The organism is Chitinophaga sp. CF118, assembly GCF_900112615.1.
Lineage (GTDB): Bacteria > Bacteroidota > Bacteroidia > Chitinophagales > Chitinophagaceae > Chitinophaga.
This window is the reverse complement of record NZ_FOMK01000012.1, coordinates 42,925-66,297: the sequence shown is the minus strand read 5'-3', so window position 1 is coordinate 66,297 and position 23,373 is coordinate 42,925. Positions and strand designations below refer to the sequence as shown.

Annotated in this window: 1 protein-coding gene; it reads right to left on the bottom strand. The window is 42.5% G+C overall.

Features of this window, described 5'->3' with window-relative positions; translation table 11 throughout:
- Window positions 1-23,355, bottom strand: coding sequence for a non-ribosomal peptide synthetase (locus tag BM176_RS28610; RefSeq protein WP_090107832.1), 23,355 nt, complete (start codon window positions 23,353-23,355; stop codon window positions 1-3).
- Between the last annotated feature and the right edge of the window lie 18 nt (window positions 23,356-23,373).

Below are 23,373 nucleotides of genomic sequence, written 5' to 3'. Positions count from 1 at the left end.
TTAAAAACTGATGATATCTTCCAATTCGTCCTCGTTACCGTTTAAGAACCTATCCATCTTCTGATAGCTTACTTCACCGGACAGTCCATAATCAGCTGGCGTAAATGATTGCTGTACCTTGCCCTGTTTCACACAATGAGTTATCAACTCTTTCAAATGGGAAATGTAAATAACAGCCAGTGATTCTATAGTGGCACTTTCAAAATGTTTGTTACTATAACTCCAGTGAAAAGACAACTGGCCTTCCTGTATCATTCCATTTATTGAAAGCAAACCTCTCATTGGGTAACTACTGCTTATTTCATTACCAGCAGATTCATCTGCATAACTGAACAAGCCCTGCGCGTTTGTGATATTATCAAACTGTCCGAGGTAATTAAACAATATATTCCATGGTGTAGCTCCTTGTAGCGATGTTTCTTTGTTCAGGTATTTCAGCACCCCATATCCCAGCCCCTTATCGGGTATCTGACGGAGTTGTTCTTTTATACTTTTTATCAGATCGCTGTTGTCTCTGCTATTATTAATATGCAGCAATACCGGGTACAGATTAGTGAACCATCCTACCGTACGACTTGTATCTATCCCTGTTCCCAGATCTTCCCTGCCATGACCTTCCAGTCCTACAACAACATCCTGTTTTCCGCTCCATCCACTCCATGTAAGTGCCAATGCTGCCAATAGTATATCATTGATTTCTGTGTTATAGGCTGTTGAAACTTCCTGTAGCAATTGCCGGGTAAGATCTGCTTCCAGATGAATGGTAAAGGAGTTGGTATCATTAACCGTTGCGGCTTCATCAGGGTTACCATCTACCGGTAAGTTTTTCGCTGTTTCGGTTACCTGTTTCCAGTATGGTAACTGAGATAACAGCCTGGACGATTTTCCGTATTGCGCCAGGTGATTATACCATTGCCTGTAGGAACTGCTCTTTTCACCCAGGCTGATGCGTTCTTTTTTAACGGCAGCTTCCAGCAAATGTTCTGCATCTTCCAGCAAGATGCGCCAGGACACGCCATCTACAGCCAGGTGATGAATCACAATCAATAAGCGGTTATGCGTTGCCGTATCTGCAGTTTTGATCCACACCATCCGCATCAGTTCATTATCAGCTATATTAAGTGCAGCCTGATTCTGATCGCAACATGTAGTAACTGCATCAGCCAATAAAGACTCCGGTACAGCCGTCAGATCCACTTCTATCAATGATGTATATTCATCGCTATACCTTTGTTCCCAATGAGTATCATTGCCGGAATAGGTGAACCGGAGAGCATCATGATGTGTCTGCAATTGTGTTAATACATCCTCCAATATCTCCTTATCTATTTTCTTATCCAGATTCAGTAGAACACTTTGATTGAAGTGATGAATGGCAGATTTTACGGAAGGTTGTTCTTCAAAGAACCATTGCTGAATTGGTAACAGTCCGGCAGTGCCCTGTAACTGCCCCTGCTCACCTTTAACAATACTGTCTGTGTTTTTACGTGTTGTTGCAATCGCTGCCAGCTGTGCAATTGTTTGATGCATAAATACATCTTTAGGTTGTAAAGCACATCCTATCCATTTAGCGCGACTAATTACCTGGATCGTAATAATGGAATCTCCTCCCAGTTTAAAGAAGTTATCGTGAATACCTACTTTTTCTATTCCCAGTAAATCCTGCCAGATAGTTGCCAGCCCAATTTCCATTTCATTACGCGGAGCAACATACGAAGATTGATCTGCCAGCCCCTCCATAACCGGTTCCGGCAATGCTTTGCGGTTTACTTTACCACTTGCTGTTAATGGAATTTCAGTCAGTGCTACCCATAATGCAGGGATCATATATTCCGGTAACCTCTCTTTCAGATAACCATTCAGTGCATCACTGTTAAATATGCCTGCCGGAACTACATATCCTATGAGGCGTTTATTTCCTTTATCATCAGCTTTTGCCAGTACTACTACCTGATTTACCAATCCGCTTTGCTGTAATACACTTTCTATTTCTCCCAGCTCTATACGATACCCTCTGATCTTTACCTGCTCATCTGTTCTGCCCAGGTATTCTATATTACCATCCGGCAGCCAGCGTGCAAGGTCTCCACTACGATACAAACGGGCATGTTGGGCAAAAGGATCGGCAATGAATTTTTCTGCGGTTAAAGCTGCCCGGTTCAGATAACCTCTGGCTACCTGTAAACCTCCAATATGTACCTCTCCCGGAACACCCACCGGAACTAACTGTCCGGACTTATCTAAAATGTGTATGGATACATTCGCTAGTGGTTTTCCAATAACAACCTTTCCATTTTCTTTCAGCGGGTCATCTGATAAAGTAGAACAAACAGTATTTTCTGTCGGGCCATAAGCATTTACCAGCCTGATACCAGCAGACTGTATCTGCCGTGCTATTTCACTGTTCAATGCTTCTCCTCCGGATACAATTGTTTTGGCAGCAACCGGAATATTATCTTTTATAACATTCAGATAAGATGGAGGCAGCATTAACACTGCTACTTCATGACTGTTTATGAATTCGGAAAACTGTGTAGCAGATAAAATATCATCCTTATCCGGGATAACAAGACAACCACCACTTAACAGCGTATCGAAAATTTCATAACAGGAAGCATCAAATCCAAAAGCCGCAAACTGAAGGGTTTTCATACCCGGTTGTAATCTTAAAGCAGAAGCCATGTTTGCAGTCAGACTCACCACTCCTCCATGTTCCACCAGTACCCCTTTAGGAGTTCCTGTAGAACCCGAAGTATAGATCATATAGGCGAGGTGCTGAGGTAACAGTCCGGTAATAACCGGCATGCGATTCTTATGCAACAGCCCTACTGTTCTATGATCCAGGGAAATGATATCTGAAGATGCGGGTAAAACTGCTTTTAATGATTCCTCGAATCCTGCTGTAGTAAGGCAATACGGACTATTAATATCTTCCAGTATAAACCTTACCCTGTCTGCCGGATATTGTGTATCCACAGGTACATAAGCGCCGCCTGCTTTCAGAATACCCAATATACCGATAATCATTTCCAGTCCTCTGTCTACATACAAAGGCACCAGTGTATCTTCTTTCACACCATTATCACTCAGGTAATGTCCCAGTTGATTGGATAACCGGTCCAGTTCACGATAGGTAAGCTTTGTTTCCTGGTACCAGACTGCTGTAGCATCCGGGGTGTTATTCACCTGTTCGGTAAACACTTCCACTATCGTTCTGTTCCTTGCCTGTAAATCTACAGGCTGATTAAATTCCAGTAACAACTGCGCTTCTTCACTTATGGAAAGCATCGGCAGTCTGTTAATCTGCTGCGATGGAGATACTGTTATAGCATTTAGTAATTGAATATAATGTCCTGCCATCCGGGCAACTGTTCCACTGTGGAACAAATCTGTACAGTATTCCACACTGAGTGTTAAACCGTCTTCACTTTCATTCATTACAAAAGTGAGATCGAATTTCGCAGTATCATGTACAGCATCTCCAAAGGACAATGATAAATCACCCAGTTTTAATGCCGGTGTTTCCGGCATATTCTGAAATACGAACATCACCTGGAACAAAGGACTTCTGCCCATATCCCTGTTCTCTACCACAGCATCCACCACTTTCTCAAAAGGAGTGTCCTGGTAAGTGTATCCCAGTAACAGGCTTTCTTTTACCTGTTGCAAGAAATCACTGAATACCGGTTCTCCGCTTAAATCACTCCGCACCGCGAGTGTATTCACAAAGAAGCCGATTAATCCTTCTACTTCCTGCTGTTTTCTGCCTGCTACCGGTATCCCTACGCAGATATCATCCTGACCACTATAACGATACAGTAATACTTTGAATGCAGCCAGCAATGTCATGAACAAGGTACTTCCCTGTTGCTGACTGAATTGTTGGAGCTCTTTTTTCAAAGTACTATCTATAGTAAAATCAGCCATCGCGCCTTTCATACTTTGAACAGCGGGCCTTACATAATCAACAGGCAGATCCAGTGTCGCTACACCCGACAAATGTTTTTTCCAATATTCCAGCTGCCTGTCCAGTACTTCTCCCTTTAAATAATTCCGCTGCCATATAGCATAATCTGCATATTGTAAAGACATTGGCAAGAGTTTCGCCTCACTTGCATTATACAGCTCCACTAATTCCTCTACAATAATTGTTTCCGACCAGCCATCAGAGGCAATATGATGTGTTACAATTACCAGTATGTAATCCTCTGCAGATAAGGTTATCAAACCAACTCTCAGCATATGATGGGCAGACAGATCAAAGGGTAACCCGATAAATGCAGCAATTGCCGCTGTTACATTTTCCTCATCAGGCTCTGTATCAATATCCGTCAACTGCCAGCCATCTGCCTCTAATACCTGCTGATAGGCACTATTATCCTCATCTGACCAATGGATGACCGTTCTCAGTACTTCATGACGGTTGATAATTCCCTGTAGCGCATATTGTAAACGCTCCCGATCCAGACGACCTTTTAATTTTAATATACCCGGTATATGATAGTTTGTACTGCCTTCAAGGCGGTCAATAAACCATAAACGCTCCTGACTGAATGACAACGGAATGTGTGCTGGCCTGTTTTGTATTGTAACAGGCGGAAGTAAATTGTTGTTACGCTGTGATTGTAAATAAGTACTCTGGGTAGCAATCGTTGGATATACAAATATGTCTTTCACTACCAGCTCTACTTCCAGCCGTTTACGAATCAGGGCCAGCAATCTTATTGCCAGTAATGAATGACCGCCGCGCTCAAAGAAGTTATCATTTACTCCTATCTGTTCTGTACCCAGCAGCTGTTCCCATATTTCAACCAATACCTGTTCCGTTTCATTACGGGGAGCTACATACAGATTATTCGTTAACAATTCTCCCGCAGGATCAGGTAATAATTTCCTGTCTACTTTCCCATTAGCCGTTAACGGTAGTTTATCCAGTATTACCAGCACCGGCATCATGTATTCGGGTAATTTACGTGTCAGATAAGTACGGATAATTTCCTTATCTGCTTCTCCTTCACATACTATATATCCTACCAGGTTTCCTGATTTTGCCACCACCACAGATGCAATTACCTGTTCATGTTGTTGCAGTACTTTTTCTATTTCGCCCAGTTCTATCCGGTAACCGCGGATCTTCACCTGGTCATCCATACGTCCCAGGTACTCCACGGTACCATCCGGAAGCCAGCGTCCCAAATCTCCTGTACGATACATCCTTACACCAGTAGCAGGATCGGTAACAAATTTTTCACTTGTTAATTCTGGACGGTTCAGGTAACCACGAGCCACCCCTATTCCTGATACACAGATTTCACCTGGAATTCCCCATGCACATAATTGTCCGCGTTTATCCCATATTGAAATATGCATATGCTGTATTGGCTTACCTAATGGCACACTATTACCATTAGGCGTTTCATGCATAAAATGATGCGTGATATCATCGGAGGCTTCCGTTGGTCCATAAGCGTTAACAACAGGAATACCTCCGTAATGTTTATGACTGAACCATTGTTCCAGTAATGGCTGGTTAACAGCTTCGCCAGTAACCAGTAAATACTGCAAATGTTCAGGGATTACTTCCACCTCTTCCTGCAACAATGCTCTCAGATAAGATGGTACCAATTCCAGGATACTTACTTTATCAGCAACTACCTGTTTTATGAAGGATGCCGGTTGTAGTATTAGTTCTTCCTGATATACAATAGTGCGACCTCCGCATAATAATGCTGCAAACATCTGCCACACAGAAATATCGAAAGTGTAAGAAGCAGTGTAAGCGATGATGGATGTAGCATCCAGTTTCAGCTCATTTATTTTCGCAAATAAGTGATTAAGCATGCCTCTGTGTTCTATTAATACACCTTTGGGGGTACCTGTAGAACCAGAAGTATAAATTACATAGGCAAGATCCTGAGGTGCCAGAACAATAGCAGGGGACGTAATTGGATATTGAGCTATTTCATCCAGGACTACAATCCTTGCAACTGAAGTACCAGGTATCACCTCACGGGTAGATTTACTGCTGATAATTACATCTGCATTTGCATCTTCCAGGATATAACTGATACGGTGAGCCGGATACGTTATATCAATGGGAACATAAGCTGCCCCTGCTTTCATGATGCCTATTATACCTATAATCATTTCCAGCGACCGTTCTATGCAAACAGCCACCAGTGTATCTGTTTTAACGCCAAGCGTGATGAGATAATTAGCCAGTTGATTAGCCTGCTCATTCAGTTCGCGGTAGGTTAGTACTTTCCCTTCATATACCAATGCCGTTGCATCCGGAGTTTGCGCTGCCTGAGCTTCAAACAGACTTACAAATGTTTCTGTTTGCGGGTAATCCACCAGTACTCCCTGACCTATTTGCTGCAACATGTTTTCTTCTTCCTGTGGCAGCATCAATAAGGTATTGATATCCTGTGTGGCATCATTCACAACAGACCATAACAGCTGTTTAAAATGCCTACCCATTCGGGCAATCGTTTCTTCTGCAAAAATATCTTTGCAATAATCCACGCTTAACAATAGCGCTTCGCCTTCTTCTGCAATAGTAAAGGTGAGGTCAAACTGAGCTACTACATGTTCATTTTCTACAGCAGATACGGATATTTCATTTAAGCTGATTCCATCAGTTGCAGGTCCGTTCTGCATTACAAAAAACACCTGGAATAACGGGCTCCTGCTCAGATCACGTGTTTTCACTACGGCTTCTACTATTTTCTCAAAAGGCATATCCTGATGTTCATACCCATCCAGCAAAGTAGCTTTTACCCGTTGCAACAGTTCGGAGAAAGAAGGTGTTCCGCTCAGATCTGTGTGCACCGCCAGTGTATTCACAAAAAATCCTACCAGGTCTTCTACTTCCTGTTGTCTTCTTCCTGCTACCGGTGTTCCTACACAGATATTTTCCTGACTACTGTAGCGATACAGTAATACCTGGAAGGCAGAGAACAAGGTCATAAACAATGTAGTACCCTGTTGCCGGCCCAGTTGATGGAGCGCATCAGTTAATGAATCTTCTATTTCAAAACGTACTACAGCTCCATTGGTACTCTGAACTGCTGGTCTTGGATAATCTGTGGGTAAATTCAGCGGTTCCAGACCTGCCAGTTGTTTTTCCCAATACGCCTGCTGATGTGCCAGTACGGCACCTGTGAGATACGATCTTTCCCATATAGCATAATCCGCATATTGAATCAATAAGGGCTTCAGCAATGGCGGATGTTGCGTTGTATAAGCATTATAAAGTGCTGTTAACTCATTCACTATAATACCGACAGACCAGCCATCAGATGCAATATGATGCATTACTATTACCAGTATAAACTCATCCGCTCCTAACGTGATCAATCCGGCTCTCAACATATGATCTGCAGAAAGATCAAACGGTTTGTCTATGAAAGAGATCACATCATCTGTTAATGTTTCCAGTTTCCACTGATCCTGCGGTAATACCTGCTGATAAACAATACCGTCTTCAGCAGATTGACCAATAACTGTTCTTAATATCTCATGACGATTAATAATTTGTTGTATCGCTAGTTGTAAAGCAGGCTGATTTACTTTTCCCTTTAGTTTTAAAACTGCAGGTGTATGATAATGCAAACTACCTTCCAACTGATCAATAAACCATAAACGTTCCTGGCCAAATGACAATGGAATACGGTCAGGTTTTGGTTGTACAGTAATTGCAGGCAGTAAAACTTTACCAGATGCTTTTGTAACATAAGCCGCCAATGCTGCAATGGTTGCATGTGCAAACAGATCTTTCACTTCCAGTTCAGCCTGAAGTTCTCTGCGCATTATGCCCAGCAGTCTTATGGCTAACAAGGAATGTCCACCCAGTTCAAAGAAGTTATCATATATACCAATCTGCGCTACTGGCAACAGTTGCTGCCAGATAGTGGCAATCTTCGCTTCTGTTTCATTTCGCGGCGCTACATAAATACCGGTGGAGAAGTCTGTAGCTTCCGGATCAGGCAAAACATTCCTGTTAATTTTTCCATTGGCAGTAAGTGGCATATTCTCCAGCAATACTATCAATGGCACCATGTAATCCGGTAGTTTACTTTCCAGGTAAGCCAGCAATGTTTCCTTATTGAAATTATTAAGAGGCACCACATAAGCTACCAGGCGCTTCATTCCCCTCGCATCGGATTTAGCTAATGTTACAGCCTGACTTACCAGTCCGCTTTGCTGTAATACATTTTCTATTTCTCCTAACTCAATACGATATCCTCTGATCTTTACCTGCTCATCTGTTCTGCCCAGGTATTCAATATTCCCATCCGGCAACCAGCGCGCAAGATCTCCTGTCCGATATAACCGTTCTCCTGCTATGAAAGGATGCGCTATAAATTTCTCTGCTGTAAGCACTGGCAAATTCAAGTAACCCCTTGCCAGCTGTGTACCACTGATACACAATTCTCCTGCTACTCCTACCGGAGACAGTGATAAATATCCATTGATAATATATACCTGTGAATTGGATACAGGCCGGCCAATAAAAGGAATAACATCTTCATTATCTGACAACAATCTGTAAGAAGTTGTTACTACAGTATTCTCAGTTGGTCCGTAGTTGTTAACCAAAGCAAATGGCAAATTACTCACTTCTACAGCTGGCAGACGGTCGCCTCCTGTTAACAGATATTGCAATGCAGTTTCATGGTCATGCAATGCACTGATAATATCCGTCACTAAACCCGTTGCAATAAAACTATGTGTGATCTTATTTGCTATATAACTTTTCACCACTTCTTCCGGCGAAAGGCGCTTATTATCATCCAGGATAAATAATGTGCTGCCCGCGCACAGATAAGGCCATATTTCCCATCCAAAGGCATCAAATCCGATACTTGCCATAGTGGTAGCCCGGCTTTCTGCACTCACTTCATAAGCATCAATATGCCAGTTAACAAGATTCACTACATTACGATGTTCTATCATCACTCCCTTAGGACGTCCGGTAGAGCCCGAAGTATAGATCACATATGCCAGTTGTTTTGCTGATATATCAGTGGATAATGAAGAATCCGGTCCATTCCATATAGGCGTATCTACACAAACCAATTCAACATCGCTGCATAAATGTGCATACCTGAGTGTTGTAATTACCAAACGGCTGTTACAATCTTCCAGCATATAAGTTATACGATCCTGCGGATAACCTGCATCAACTGGTACATAGGCAGCTCCTGTTTTTAATATTGCCAGGATACTAACTATCAGATCAGGACTGCGGTCCATACAAACAGGTATCAGCATCTCTTCGCCAACTCCTTTTTCTTTCAGGTAATGCGCCAGCTGATTAGACTTTTTATCCAGATCTCCATAAGTCAATGTAACCCCTTCATGTACCAGGGCTATTGCATCAGGGCTGTTTAACACCTGTTTCGCAAACAGGGACACCAGTGTTTGATCCAGATCATACTCCACCGTTGTTTTGTTAAATACATCTGGTATAATACTATTACTGGCTACCGGTTCATTGTAATGTTCCAGATAGGCTGAAACAGCTTTATTAAAATAATCCAGCAGATCTGCAAGAGTCTTACCTGACTTCAGTTTTCTTCTCAAAGAATACTGAATCTGGAAAATGTTTCCAGTAGTATTTACTGTACAATCCAGGTAAGTATTGGTCAGCTCGTAATCATTAACAGATAACGGTTCCTTATCAATAATTTCATTTTCCAGTTTATCATAAACATGGAAGTTTATGAAATTGAATAAGGCATCAAAGAAAGGATTGTTATGGGAAGACTGCTCTCCTGTAATCTTTGTAATTTCAAAGAGACTGGTTCTGTCCCTTTCTTTAAGCGATAAAAGTTTATCTTCTATCTCTTTAAAATATTCTCCCCAGCTTCCATTTGCTGCGGCTAATTTAAACCTGAAAGGAATTGTGTTCAGGAAACATCCTAATAACTGATCTCCATCTTCCAGCACAGGTCTGTTATTTGTTACCAATCCGAGCGTCAGTTCATCTTCATATGTAAGCAGGCTTAACGCATACAGATATGCTCCAAAAGCAAGCCCTTTCAGTGAAAGATTATCCTTCTTTGTTCTTTCTTTCAGCAAGGCGATGAATGAGGCATCGTATGTATGCTCCAATACCTGGTAGTCCTGCTCTTCTGTAAATATATCCAGGCGTTTATAGTCTGCTAATTCATTTTTCCAGAACAGGCCGTTATCATCACTCCGTTTTGCTACCAGGTTTTCAATGATGAAATCTTTATAAGTACATTTCAACATTGGTAATGTTGGCTGTTCCGGCTGATTGAGCAAACTTGTACAGAGATTGAACAATTCTGTATTCAGTGACGCTACACTCCATCCATCAAGAATAGCATGATGAAATTGAAATGCCAGTAAATTCCAATCTCTGTGATAAAATACAGTAGCTCTCCACAGTGGTGCTTTGTCCACAACAAAAGGAATTCCTCTTTCCTGTTCAAGATACTGTTCTACCTGAATCTTTATTTCATTTCCGTTTAAAGACTGGATATCAAAAGCAGGGATGTTTGGTGTAACAGATTGATATACGATCTGAAGATCATTTCCATCTGTATCCAAACGGAAAGCTGTTCTTAATATGCTATGTTTCCGGGCCAGCAATTCATATGCATTCTTCAGCAGTGCAGCATCAAATGTTTTAGGAATCTGACACACGAACTGATCATGATAAAGCGCCTCTTTCGGATAAAGCTGTGATACATATATCATCCCCTTTTCAATATCACTCATAGGATAGATATCCTCCACCAGGTCTGCATCTTCCAATCCGGCCAATGCATTCTTCCTGAACATCTCTATCTCATCTTTCACCGTATTATATACCTCAATGTTATGCGTATGATTGACTGTCCGGCTATCCACCAATTCTCCTAATTGCAGAATTGTAGCCGATTTGTATACTTCGAATACTTTTACTGTTTTATTAAATACCCTGGATATCTTACTCACTACTCTTATTATGCTGATAGAGTCTCCTCCCAGTTCAAAGAAATTGTCCAGGATGCCTATCCGCTCTGCACCTAATAACTCCTGCCAGATGTTTACCAGTTTTTCCTGTGTTTCATTTTGGGGAGCTTCATAAATATTATTCAGCAGTTTACCGGCTTCCGGTTCTGGTAATGCCTTACGATCTACCTTTCCGTTTGATGTTAATGGAATTTCTTCCAATGGCACCCATAAAGCAGGCACCATATATTCCGGCAAACGTTCTTTCAGCCAGGATTGCACTGCATCCTTACTAAACGCAGCTTCAGGCACCACATAACCCACCAGTTGTTTATCTCCAGTATTGCCAGTCCTTGCCAGTACCACGCTGTTGCTTACCAATCCGCTTTGTTGCAGGCAACTTTCAATTTCGCCCAGTTCTATACGGAAACCACGGATCTTCACCTGATCGTCTATACGTCCCAGGTATTCAATATTCCCATCAGGATACCACCGGGCAAGATCGCCAGTACGATATAATCTTTCACCAGCTATAAACGGATTAGATACAAATCTTTCAGCAGTTAATTCAGCACGGTTCAGATAACCTCTGGCTACGCCTGCGCCACCAATATACAGTTCGCCCGTAACACCTACTGGTACAGGTATGCATGCGCTGTCCAGGATATATGCACTAAGGGTTGGTATTGTTTTACCTATTACACTTGCACTGCTGTTCAGATGTTCGTCCTCCAATTCCTTGTAGGTTACATGTACCGTTGTTTCGGTAATACCGTACATGTTGATCAAACGGCAATCTTTATACGCTGCTTTCCAGGGTTTTAGTTTTCCGGGATTCAGCGCTTCTCCGCCAAAAATCACATATCGTACAGAGATAGTATTGGTACGGGCTGTGAGATAATCCTGTAATACATAAAATGAAGAAGGCGTTTGATTCAATATGGTTACTTTCTCCCTGATCAGTAATTCGCCAAACAGGGTAATATCTCTCGCAATATTCTTAGGCACCAGTACTAAACGGCCGCCATAGAACAATGCGCCATACATTTCCCATACGGAAAAATCAAAACAGAAAGAGTGGAACATTGTCCATACATCGCTGTCATTAAAATCATATAGCGGGGTTTCTGTTTCAAATAATCTTACTACATTTTTATGCTCTATCAATACTCCTTTAGGGCGACCGGTAGAACCGGAAGTATAAATTACATACGCGAGATTATCAGGGGTAATAACAGCCGGTACTGATGATAATGAATGCTGACTGATAATATCCCAGTCTTTATCCATTTCAATAATCTCTACTGATTGTAATACAGCACTATCTGCACTACTGCTGATTACAATAGCCGCTGCTGTATCTTCCAGCATATAACGTATACGATCTTCCGGATACGTTGGATCAATCGGCACGTAAGCTCCACCGGCTTTCAGGATTCCCAGTAAGGCTATGATCATATCCGGACCGTTATCAATACAAACAGGTACCAGAGAGTCTCCTTTCACTCCCTTACTCCTGAGATAATGTCCCAGCTGATTAGATCGTTCATTCAGTTCCCGGTAGGTTAAATGATTATCATTATGCACTATTGCAATGGCATCCGGTGTTCTGAGAACCTGCTCTTCAAAAAGTGTTACAATAGTCTTTCCCTCAGGATAACCAACAGAAAATCCTGTAAATGTTTGCAGTAATGTTTCTTCTTCCGGTTGCGTAAGCATTGGCAGCGTAAGGAGTTTCGCTGCCGGTGTTGCTGCAATAGCCTGTAGCAATTGTACATAATGTCCGGCCATCCTGCTGATAGTATCAGGCATGAACAGGTCTGTACAGTATTCTATATTTAATGCCAGTCCATCACAGTTTTCTTCTATAACAAAGATGAGATCAAATTTTGCTGTAGTCAGTTCAGCTTCATCTTCTGATAAAGCAAGCCCTGGCATATTCCAGCCGGAATGATCCGGTACATTCTGTAATACAAACATGACCTGGAACAATGGGCTTCTGCTCATATCCCTGTTCTTCACCACTACATCCACTACTTTTTCAAATGGCATTTCCTGATGAGCATATCCTTCCAGCAGTGTAGACTTCACTTGCTCAAGCAAGGTCGTAAATGATTGTTCGCCGTCCAGATGTCCACGTATGGCTAGTGTATTAATGAAGAATCCTACAAGGTCTTCTACTTCCTGCTGACTTCTACCTGCTACCGGAGTGCCCACACAAATATCCTGCTGACCGGTATAACGATACAACAGTACCTGGAGTGCCGACATTAAGGTCATAAATAAAGTAGCTCCCTGATCCTTGCTTAATTGGTTCAATGCAGTTGTCAGGTTACTGTCTACATGAAAACTCAGCATCGCACCTTTTGTGCTTTGCACCAGCGGTCTTGTAAAATCCGTTGGCAAAGAGAGTGATTCCAGACCGGACAGTTGTTGTTTCCAATAATGCTGTAAGGACTCCATCGCTTCCCCTTGCAGGTATTGCCGTTGCCATATAGCATAATCTGCATACTGTATTTCCGGCATTTTAAGTTCCGCTTCCCGTTGCTCAACATAAGCAGTATACAATGCAGAAAGTTCATTCACTATGATGGCAGATGACCATCCATCAGATGCAATATGGTGTATTGCTACTACCAGTATATGAGCTGTATCTGTAACAGTGATCAGCCCTGCCCTCAGCATATGATCTGCAGACAAATCAAACGGTCTGTTAATGAATGCTGGAATATCAACATCTGCACTGATCTCTTCCAGCTGCCAGTTATCGGTCGGCAAAACATGCTGATATGGCATTCCATCTTCTTCACGGATCACTGTTCTCAGCGCTTCATGACGATTTATAACACCTTGCAGTGCATATTGCAATGCATTTCTGTTTGTGATTCCATTCAGCCGGAATATCGCCGGTATATGATAATGTGTGCTGCCTTCCAGTTGGTCTATAAACCATAAACGTTCCTGGCTATATGATAATGGGATCCGTGCAGGTCTCAACTGTACGGTAATTGCGGGTAGTAATGCCGTTGTATCCTGCAACTGCAAATAAGCAAGCAGCGCGTCTATAGTAGGATGCATAAACACCTCTTTCACCTGCAACTCTACTCCCATTTCTTTTCTGATAGCGGCTGTCAGCCTGATCACCAGCAATGAATGGCCTCCACGTTCAAAGAAATTATCGTATATACCTATCTGTTCTACTCCCAGTAACCGCTGCCAGATATCTGCCAGCAACTGTTCGTTTTTATTTCGTGGTGCTGTATATGTATGCAATGCTTCTGATGTGAGATCAGGCAATGCTTTCTTATCAATTTTTCCGTTAGCCGTCAGCGGTAGTTGTTCCAGCGTAAAGATCACCGGTACCATGTATTCGGGCAACCGTTCTTTCAGGTAAGCAACAAGTACATCACGATCCAGGTTACCAGCAGGAACAACATATCCTATCAGGCGTTTAATGCCCCTGTCGTCTGATTTGGCCACTACTACAGCCTGACTTACCAAAGGATAATCCTGCAATACACTTTCTATTTCTCCTAACTCTATTCTGAAGCCACGGATCTTTACCTGATCATCCAGCCGGCCCAGGTACTCCATATTCCCATCCGGCAGCCATCTTCCCAGATCACCGGTTTTATACATTCTATCTCCCGCATGGAAAGGATCCTGTACAAACTTTTCTGCTGTAAGCTCAGGACGTTTAAGATATCCACGGGCTACGGCTATACCTGCTACACAAATTTCACCGGGTATTCCCTGCGGACATAGTTGTCCCTGGTTATCCAGTACATATAATCTCAGGTTTTGAATAGGATTCCCAACCGGGATATTAACCGCATCCGGAGTATTATCCATGAAATAAAAGCTCACGTCATCGGAAGCTTCCGTGGGACCATAAGCATTTACTACCGGTATGGATTTATAATGCTCATGTGCAAACCATTGTGCCAGTAATTGTCGTGTAACAGCTTCTCCTGTAACAAGCAGATATTGCAATGACCGAAGGGTAACATCCGGTTCATCCTGCAATACTGCTGTAAGATATGATGGTACCAGCTGTAATAAAGTTACCTGCTGTTCATCCACCTTTCTGATAAGTAAATCCGGCCGGAGAATAAGGTTCTCTGGATATATGATAGTACATCCTCCACATATCAGCGTATTTACCATTTGCCATACCGAAATATCAAACGTGTAAGGCGCAGTAAATGCCAGAATAGTTTCCGTATTCATACTGAACTCATCCACCATTGCCAGCAGGTGGTTCAATAAACCGATATGCTCTACAAGCACTCCTTTCGGCTTACCTGTTGATCCTGAAGTATACAACACATAGGCCAGGTGATGAGGTTCCGACACAATCTCCGGTGAGTAATCCGGCTGACTATTCAACATCTCATAATCTTCATCGAGAGATATTACAGTGGCTGTAATATTTCCTGGCAAAGCGGTTTTGCTGTTACGATTGCTTACTACTACAGTGGCATTGCAATCCTCTAACATATAACTGATCCTGTCCTGCGGAAATTTCGGATCTATGGGAACATAGGCTCCACCAGCCTTCCAGACACCCACAACGCCAATGATCATCTCAAGACTTCTATCCATACAGATAGGCACCATGCTATCAGGTTGTATACCCTGAAGCTTTAAATAGTGCGCCACCCTGTTAGCACGTTCATCCAGTTGCCGGTAGCTCAGTTCTAATGTTTCATATTTAAGCGCCAATGCATCCGGCGTATTTTTTACCTGTTCTTCAAATGCATGTACAAAGGTCTGACCCTCCGGATAATAAATCGCAGGTCCTTCAGACATTAATTGAAGGTTATTCTTCTCCTCAACGGTGAGTATATTTACTACCCCGATCTGCTCAGCAGGAGTAGCTACTACAGATCGTAATAGTTGTTCATAGTGATGTCCCATCCTTACAATGGTTTCTTCTGTGAACAGATCTGTACTATATTCTATTCCCAGCATCAACTCTTCCCCTTTAGGCAACATCGTAAATACGAGATCGAACTTAGCAGTATTTTCTTCGTAGTCTTCTACAGATAAAGACAAATCGCCCAATCTGAAAGCATTATCTTCCAGCATATTCTGCAACACGAACATCACCTGGAACAATGGATTCCTGCTCAGATCCCTCGTAGTTACCACGGCCTCCACTACCTTTTCAAAAGGCATATCCTGGTATTCATATCCTTCCAGCAATGTTTCTTTTACACGATGAAGCAAATCCGTAAAGGAAGGATTATCGCTAAGATCACTGCGTACTGCAAGTGTATTGATAAAAAACCCAATCAACGCTTCTTCTTCCTGCTGTTTCCTGCCCGCCAGTGGTGTACCTACACAGATATCTGTTTGTCCGCTGTAACGGTATAACAATACCTGGAAAGCAGATAATAACGTCATAAACAGGGTAACACCCTGCTGTTGATTCAACTCATTTATTTTCCTGGTGAGATCACTGTCTATCGTGAAACTGATCACAGCTCCGTTAGTACGCTGAATAGCCGGCCTTACATAATCGGTTGGTAAATTCAGCGGGGATAATCCGGATAATTTATTCACCCAGTATTGCTGCTGCTGTTTAAGAACATCACCTGTTACATAAGATTTTTGCCAGATGGCATAATCAGCATATTGTATTGGCAATGGTAACAACCGGTGCTGACGGTTTTCAATATAAGCCTCATATAGTTCTGACAACTCTTTTCCAAGAATAGAAACAGACCAGCCATCTGAGGCAATGTGATGCATGGTGATCAGCAGCGCATGTTCATCGTTATTCTGGCTCCATAATCCAGCACGTAAAGTATAATCATTTGCAAGGTCAAATGGCTGATGCGCGAGTTCAGTTATACCTGCTTCTGTATTAACGTTCTTAAGTTCCCAGTTATCAGCAGTTAATATTTGCTGATAAGCAACTCCCTCTTCCTCCTTAATTACCGTCCTCAATATTTCATGACGGCCTATAATGCTTTGTAATGCGTATTGCAAAGCATCCCGGTTTACATTGCCCTTTAATTTCAGGACTGTCGATATATGATAATGTGTACTTCCTTCCAGATGGTCAATAAACCACAACCGCTCCTGGCTGAATGACAATGGAATATGCGCAGGTCTTTCCTGTGCTACAATAGCTGGTAATACAAAACGACTACTCTGTTGCTGAACATATCCTGAAAGTGTTGCAACGGTACGGTGCAAAAACACTTCCTTTACAGTCAGTTCTACATGAAGTTCTTTACGTATAGCCGCAATTAGTCTGATAGCAAGCAGGGAGTGCCCGCCCAGTTCAAAAAAGTCATTGTAGATACCCACGTTCGTAACACCTAACAACTCTTCGTATATAGACGCCAGTAACTGTTCTGTTTCGTTTCCGGGTGCTACATAAGTCCGCTGACGCAATAACTCTCCTACGGGGTCCGGTAATGCCTTTTTATCTATTTTCCCGCTGGTGGTGAGAGGTAATACATCCAGCTCCACCAATAACGGTAACATATAATCCGGAAGCCTGTCCTTCATATAAACAGATAATTGCTCCCGGTCATATTGTTCACCTGGAACAATATATCCTACCAGTTGCTTATTACCCTTATGATCAGTTTTGGCCAGTATGACTGCCTGATGTACCAATCCGCTTTGCTGTAATACACTTTCTATTTCTCCCAGTTCTATACGATACCCTCTTATTTTCACCTGTTCGTCTGTTCTGCCCAGGAATTCTATATTACCGTCAGGCAGCCAGCGGGCCAGATCTCCACTGCGATACAAACGGGCATGCAGTGCAAAAGGATCTTCAATAAATTTCTCTGCTGTCAGTGCTGCCCGGTTATAATATTCTCTTGCCACCTGCACACCTCCAATGTGAAGCTCTCCCGGTACCCCTACAGGCACCAGTTGTCCGGACTTATCTAAAATGTGTATGGATACATTCGGAATGGGTTTTCCAATAACCACCTTTCCGTTTTCTTTCAACGGATCATCAGATAATGTAGCACAAACAGTATTCTCTGTAGGACCGTAAGCATTGATCAACCGGATGCCATACGACTGGATCTGCCGTCCTACTTCACTATTCAAGGCTTCTCCTGCCGATACAATCGTCTTAATAGCAGCCGGAATATTATCTTTTATTACGTTCAGATAAGATAACGGTAACGTAGCTACTTCAACTGCATGTCTGTTTATAAATTCATGGAACCTGGTGGCAGATAAAATATCCTCTTTATCGGGAATAACAAGACAACCGCCACTTAACAGGGTATTGAATATTTCATAACAGGAAGCATCAAATCCAAAAGCAGCAAACTGCAGGGTTCTCATTCCCGGTTGCAATCTTAAAGCGATCGTTTGTCCGGCAGCCAGGTTCACTACTCCTCCATGTTCCAGCAATACTCCTTTTGGAGTTCCTGTAGAACCTGAAGTATAAATCATATACGCCAGGTGATGAGGCAATAATTCTGTAATAACCTGAGTACGATCTTCGTGCAACAGTGATAACGCTGTATGATCCAGGCAAATGATATTGGAAGATGCAGGTAAAACTGCTTTTAACGATTCCTCGAATCCTTCTGTAGTCAGGCAATATGGGCTGTTGATATCTTCCAGCATAAATCTAACCCTGTCTGCCGGATATTGTGTATCCACGGGCACATAAGCGCCTCCTGCCTTCAGAATGCCCAGTATACCGATTATCATTTCCAGTCCTCTGTCTACATACAAAGGCACCAGTGTATCTTCCTTCACGCCTTTGCTTCTCAGGTAATGCCCCAGTTGATTGGATAACTGATCCAGTTCACGGTAAGTAAGCTTTATATCCTGATAACAAACTGCTGTTGCATCTGGAGTATTGCCAACCTGTGCGGTAAACACTTCCACGATGTTTCTGTTACCTGCCTGTATATCAACTGACTCATTGAATTCCAGTAATAACTGTTCTTCTTCTTTTGCAGAAAGCATCTGCAGTGTATCAATCTGCTGTGATGGCGATTCTGCTATAGCTTTCAGTAATTGAATATAATGTCCTGCCATCCGCACAATTGTATCATGCTGGAACAGATCAGTAGCATATTCAATACTTAATGTTAAACCATTCTTCTTTTCTGTGATAAAGAAAGTGAGATCGAATTTAGAGATCTTATGTTCCACACTTTCTGTAGTTACGGAAACACCATCGAAACTCAACCGTGATATATCCAGTGCATCCTGCAACAGGAACATAACCTGGAAAACAGGACTCCTGCTCATGTCTCTGTTTTCAGACACCACTTTCACTACTTCTTCAAAAGGCAGGTCCTGGTATTCATATCCTTCCAGCAGTGTTTCCTTCACTTTTTGCAACAATGCAATAAAAGAAAGAGAGCCGTTCAGTTCACTGCGTACTGCCATTGTATTCACAAAGAAGCCGATCAGATCTTCCACCTCCTGTTGATTTCTGCCCGCCAGTGGAGTACCTACACAGATATCCTCCTGACCGGTATACCGGTATAATAAAACCTGGCATACGGACAGCAATGTCATGTATAGCGTAACACCATACTGCTGGTTAAACTGATATAGCTTTTCTGATAGTTCACTATCTATCTCAACATTAAAAATACTTCCCTTTATACCCTGAACAGGAGGTCTTGGATAATCAGTAGCCAGGTTCAATGGTTCCAGTCCGGAGAGCTGTTTTTTCCAGTAAGCCTGCTGTGATTCCAATACTTTTCCTGTTACATAGGATCTTTGCCAGATGGCATAATCTGCGTATTGCACAGGCAGCGGTAACAGTTCTGCATCCTGTTGCCGTACGTAAGCAGCATACAACGTTGATAACTCTCTGATAATAACAGGAGCCGACCAACCATCTGCTGCAATATGATGAACTGTAATTGCCAGTATATATTCTTCTTCAGTAAGTGTAATCACACTTGCGCGTAACATATAGTCGGCACCAAGATCGAAGGGCCGGTATATAAACGCTGTGATATCCGTATCAATGTTTTCCAGTTGCCAGTCATCCGCCGCACGGATATACTGATAACCGTTTCCATTTTCTTCGCGGATAACCGTCCTCAGTATTTCATGTCTGCCAACAATATCTTTTAGCGCCTGTTGTAATGCATTGTAATTTAATTTCCCTTTTAATCTCAGTACCAGCGGTATATGATAATGACTGCTTCCTTCCAGCTTGTCGATAAACCACAACCGTTCCTGGCTAAAGGATAAAGGCATGCGGGCAGTTCTTGGCTGCACCGTAATATTCAATACAGTCCCCTTTTCCTGCTGTTGCAGGTAACTGGCCAGGGTAGCAATCGTTGGATGCTGGAATAATTTTCTAACTGTCAATGCTACCTCCAGTTCTTTGGTAATAGCAGCAATCAGTCTCATTGCCAGTAAGGAATGTCCGCCCAGTTCAAAAAAATCGTCCAGCACGCCTATTTGTTCCACCTGCAGGAGATGCTGCCAGATGTTCACTAATGTCTGCTCCGTTTTATTACGGGGAGCAGTATATACATTCGTTACTACTGTTTCAATTGTAGCATCGGGCAAAGCTTTCTTATCTATTTTCCCATTGGCACTTAGCGGTAACGCATCCATTTCTACCAACGCCGGTACCATGTACTCCGGAAGTTTTCCTTTCAGATAACCGGTAAGACCGTCCTTATTATAGTTCGCAGCAGGCACAATGTATCCTACCAATCGTTTATTCCCTTTAGCATCTTCTCTGGCAATTACTACAGCCTGACTCACAAAATCAGATTGCTGTAATACATGCTCAATTTCGCCCAATTCAATACGGTAACCACGGATCTTAACCTGATCGTCTATACGTCCAAGGTATTCCACAGTACCATCCGGAAGCCAGCGCCCCAGATCTCCTGTACGGTACATACGGCCTGGCAGCGCTGCACTGAAAGGGTCTTTAACAAATTTCTCTTTAGTCAGTTCCGCACGTCCCAGATATCCCCGAGCCACACCTATACCTGCCACACAAATTTCGCCGGGCACCCCCAACGGACATACCTGCATAAGATCGTCCAATATGTAAATACGTAAATTCCGGACAGGCTTACCCAGTGGTACATTGATGCTTACCGGGGTATCGTACATTATGTGATGCGTAATATCATCCGAAGCTTCTGTAGGACCATAGGCATTCACTACCGGAATAGCACCATAATCTTTATGACTGAACCATTGACTTAACAAATGCCGGCTCACAGCTTCTCCGGTTACCATCAGATAACATAGTTTTTCTAATGGTATATCCATTTCTTCCTGCAATACAGCAGCAAGATAGGAAGGCACTAATTCGAGTACGGTAATCCCATCGTGTGCCACAGCACTGATAAGGCTTACCGGTTTATAAATCAGCTCATCTGTATAAACAACAGTTCGTCCACCACATAAAAGTGCGGAGAACATCTGCCATACAGAAATATCAAAAGTATAGGAAGCAGTAAAGGCAAGCACCGTGTCTGCATCCATTTTCAAGTCATCTATTTTTGCAAACAAATGATTGAGCATTCCGCGATGTTCTACCATTACACCTTTCGGTTTACCAGTAGAGCCAGATGTGTAGATCACATAACATAAATGATGAGCTTCAGGGATAACAACAGGACCATCAACCTGCAGCCCTGAAAACTCATCTGCAATAACAACCTGAACATCTGCTGTTATCAGTTCCCTTGTTTGCCTGCTGCATATCACCACAGTAGCAGCTGTATCTTCCAGTATATAACTGATCCGCTCTGCCGGGTAAGCCGGATCAAGTGGTACATAAGCTCCTCCGGCTTTCATGATACCAAGTATCGCAACCAGCATTTCAATTGAACGTTCTATGCACAGGGGAACCAGTACATCTTCCTTTACACCAAGACTATGCAGGTGATGAGAAAGTTGATTGGAACGTTCTTCCAGTTCTTTATAAGTAAGTGATTTTTCTTCAAGTACTACCGCTATGGCATCCGGTGTACGTGCAGCTTGTTCGGAAAACAATGTTGTCAGCATCTTAGGGTCTTCCTGTAAAGAAGATACACCCGCATTATTCAATGTTGTCAGTAACTGCTGTTCCTCAATTGGTAAAATATTTATCTGCCCGATATCATCATCAAGCATAATATTAAACTGATGTAAGATGTACAATATGCGCTGAGCCAGCAATGCGATTTCCTCTTTTTCAAAATACTGAGACTGGAAATCTATTCTTAACTGCAATGGTTGTTCCTGCCCATAGTCATACCAGAACATTTCAACAGGGAACGGCAGGTGTCCGCTGGGGATATTAATAAGTGTAGAAGATAATCCATCTCCAAAGTCCAGCTGAAAATCAATCGGCGCATAGTTTACCACAAATTCAATCAAAGCATCATCTGCTACATTGATCCTGAAGTGCCGGCTCAGATCACCTATCAGGTAGTTCTGATAACGGTAATCCTCACGTTGGGAAGACAATACGGATTTAATCAGGTCTATTACTTTGGTACCTTCTGAATAACTAGCGGTGAATGGAATAACACCAGTAAACATACCGGGAATGGTACGCAATTGTTTAGTTCTCCTTCTGTGTAATGGAACACCAAAAACAAATTCTGATTGTTGTGAAGTCCGGTTAAAATAAATCATCAGTGCCGCAAGTGTCAGCTGCTGGAGGTTTGCATTTGTAGCTGACAGCAATGTTTCCAGTTTGCTTCTTTCTGCGCCTGAAAATTCCTGGATAAATGTATCACACTTCGTTTTCAGGTTATTGTCCGGCAGGTATCGTCTTTGTAATAATTTTGCAGGTAGCTGTGCCACCTTCTTCTTCCAGTATTCACCTTCAGCAGCATAATCATCAGAATGATAGTATGAGGATGCTTTTACAGCCTCTTCTATATAAGAAGGATATTTAAAAGCAACCTCATCCCCAGTCACCAGTGATTTATACTTCTTGGCGATATACTGGTGGATCCCTGATATCCCGTATCCATCCGTAATCAGGTGATGGAATTTAAAATAATACCAGTGTTCATCATCGGCTATACGGATCAGGTATTGCTCCGTAAGCATATTCTCTTTTTCAATCTTAAAGGGAGTTGCCAACTGGTCTTTTATCCATTGTTCAACCCTTTCACGCTTATCTTCGCCCTCTTCAAAAGCAAGTTCAGGTAATTCAAACTTTGTATACGCTTCATCCACATAAATAACAGGAACCGGATCGTTGAGGTCGAATCTCATTTTCAGGGCATCGAAAAATACTGGTGCCGAATTAACGGCAGCAGTAAATTTTTCTTTATCCAGGGGGCCTGTTATTCTCACATATCCTCCCATATTATAATAAGGAGCCTCATTATTGATCAGTTGATCAATATATATATCTTGCTGCGCCGGATGCAGCGGAAAAGTCTGAAATGACATAGTTATTAACTTAGAACT

Bases quoted from the DNA above. Each gene is read 5' to 3' on its own strand.
- BM176_RS28610 (WP_090107832.1), bottom strand. From the start codon at position 23,355: ATGTCATTTCAGACTTTTCCGCTGCATCCGGCGCAGCAAGATATATAT.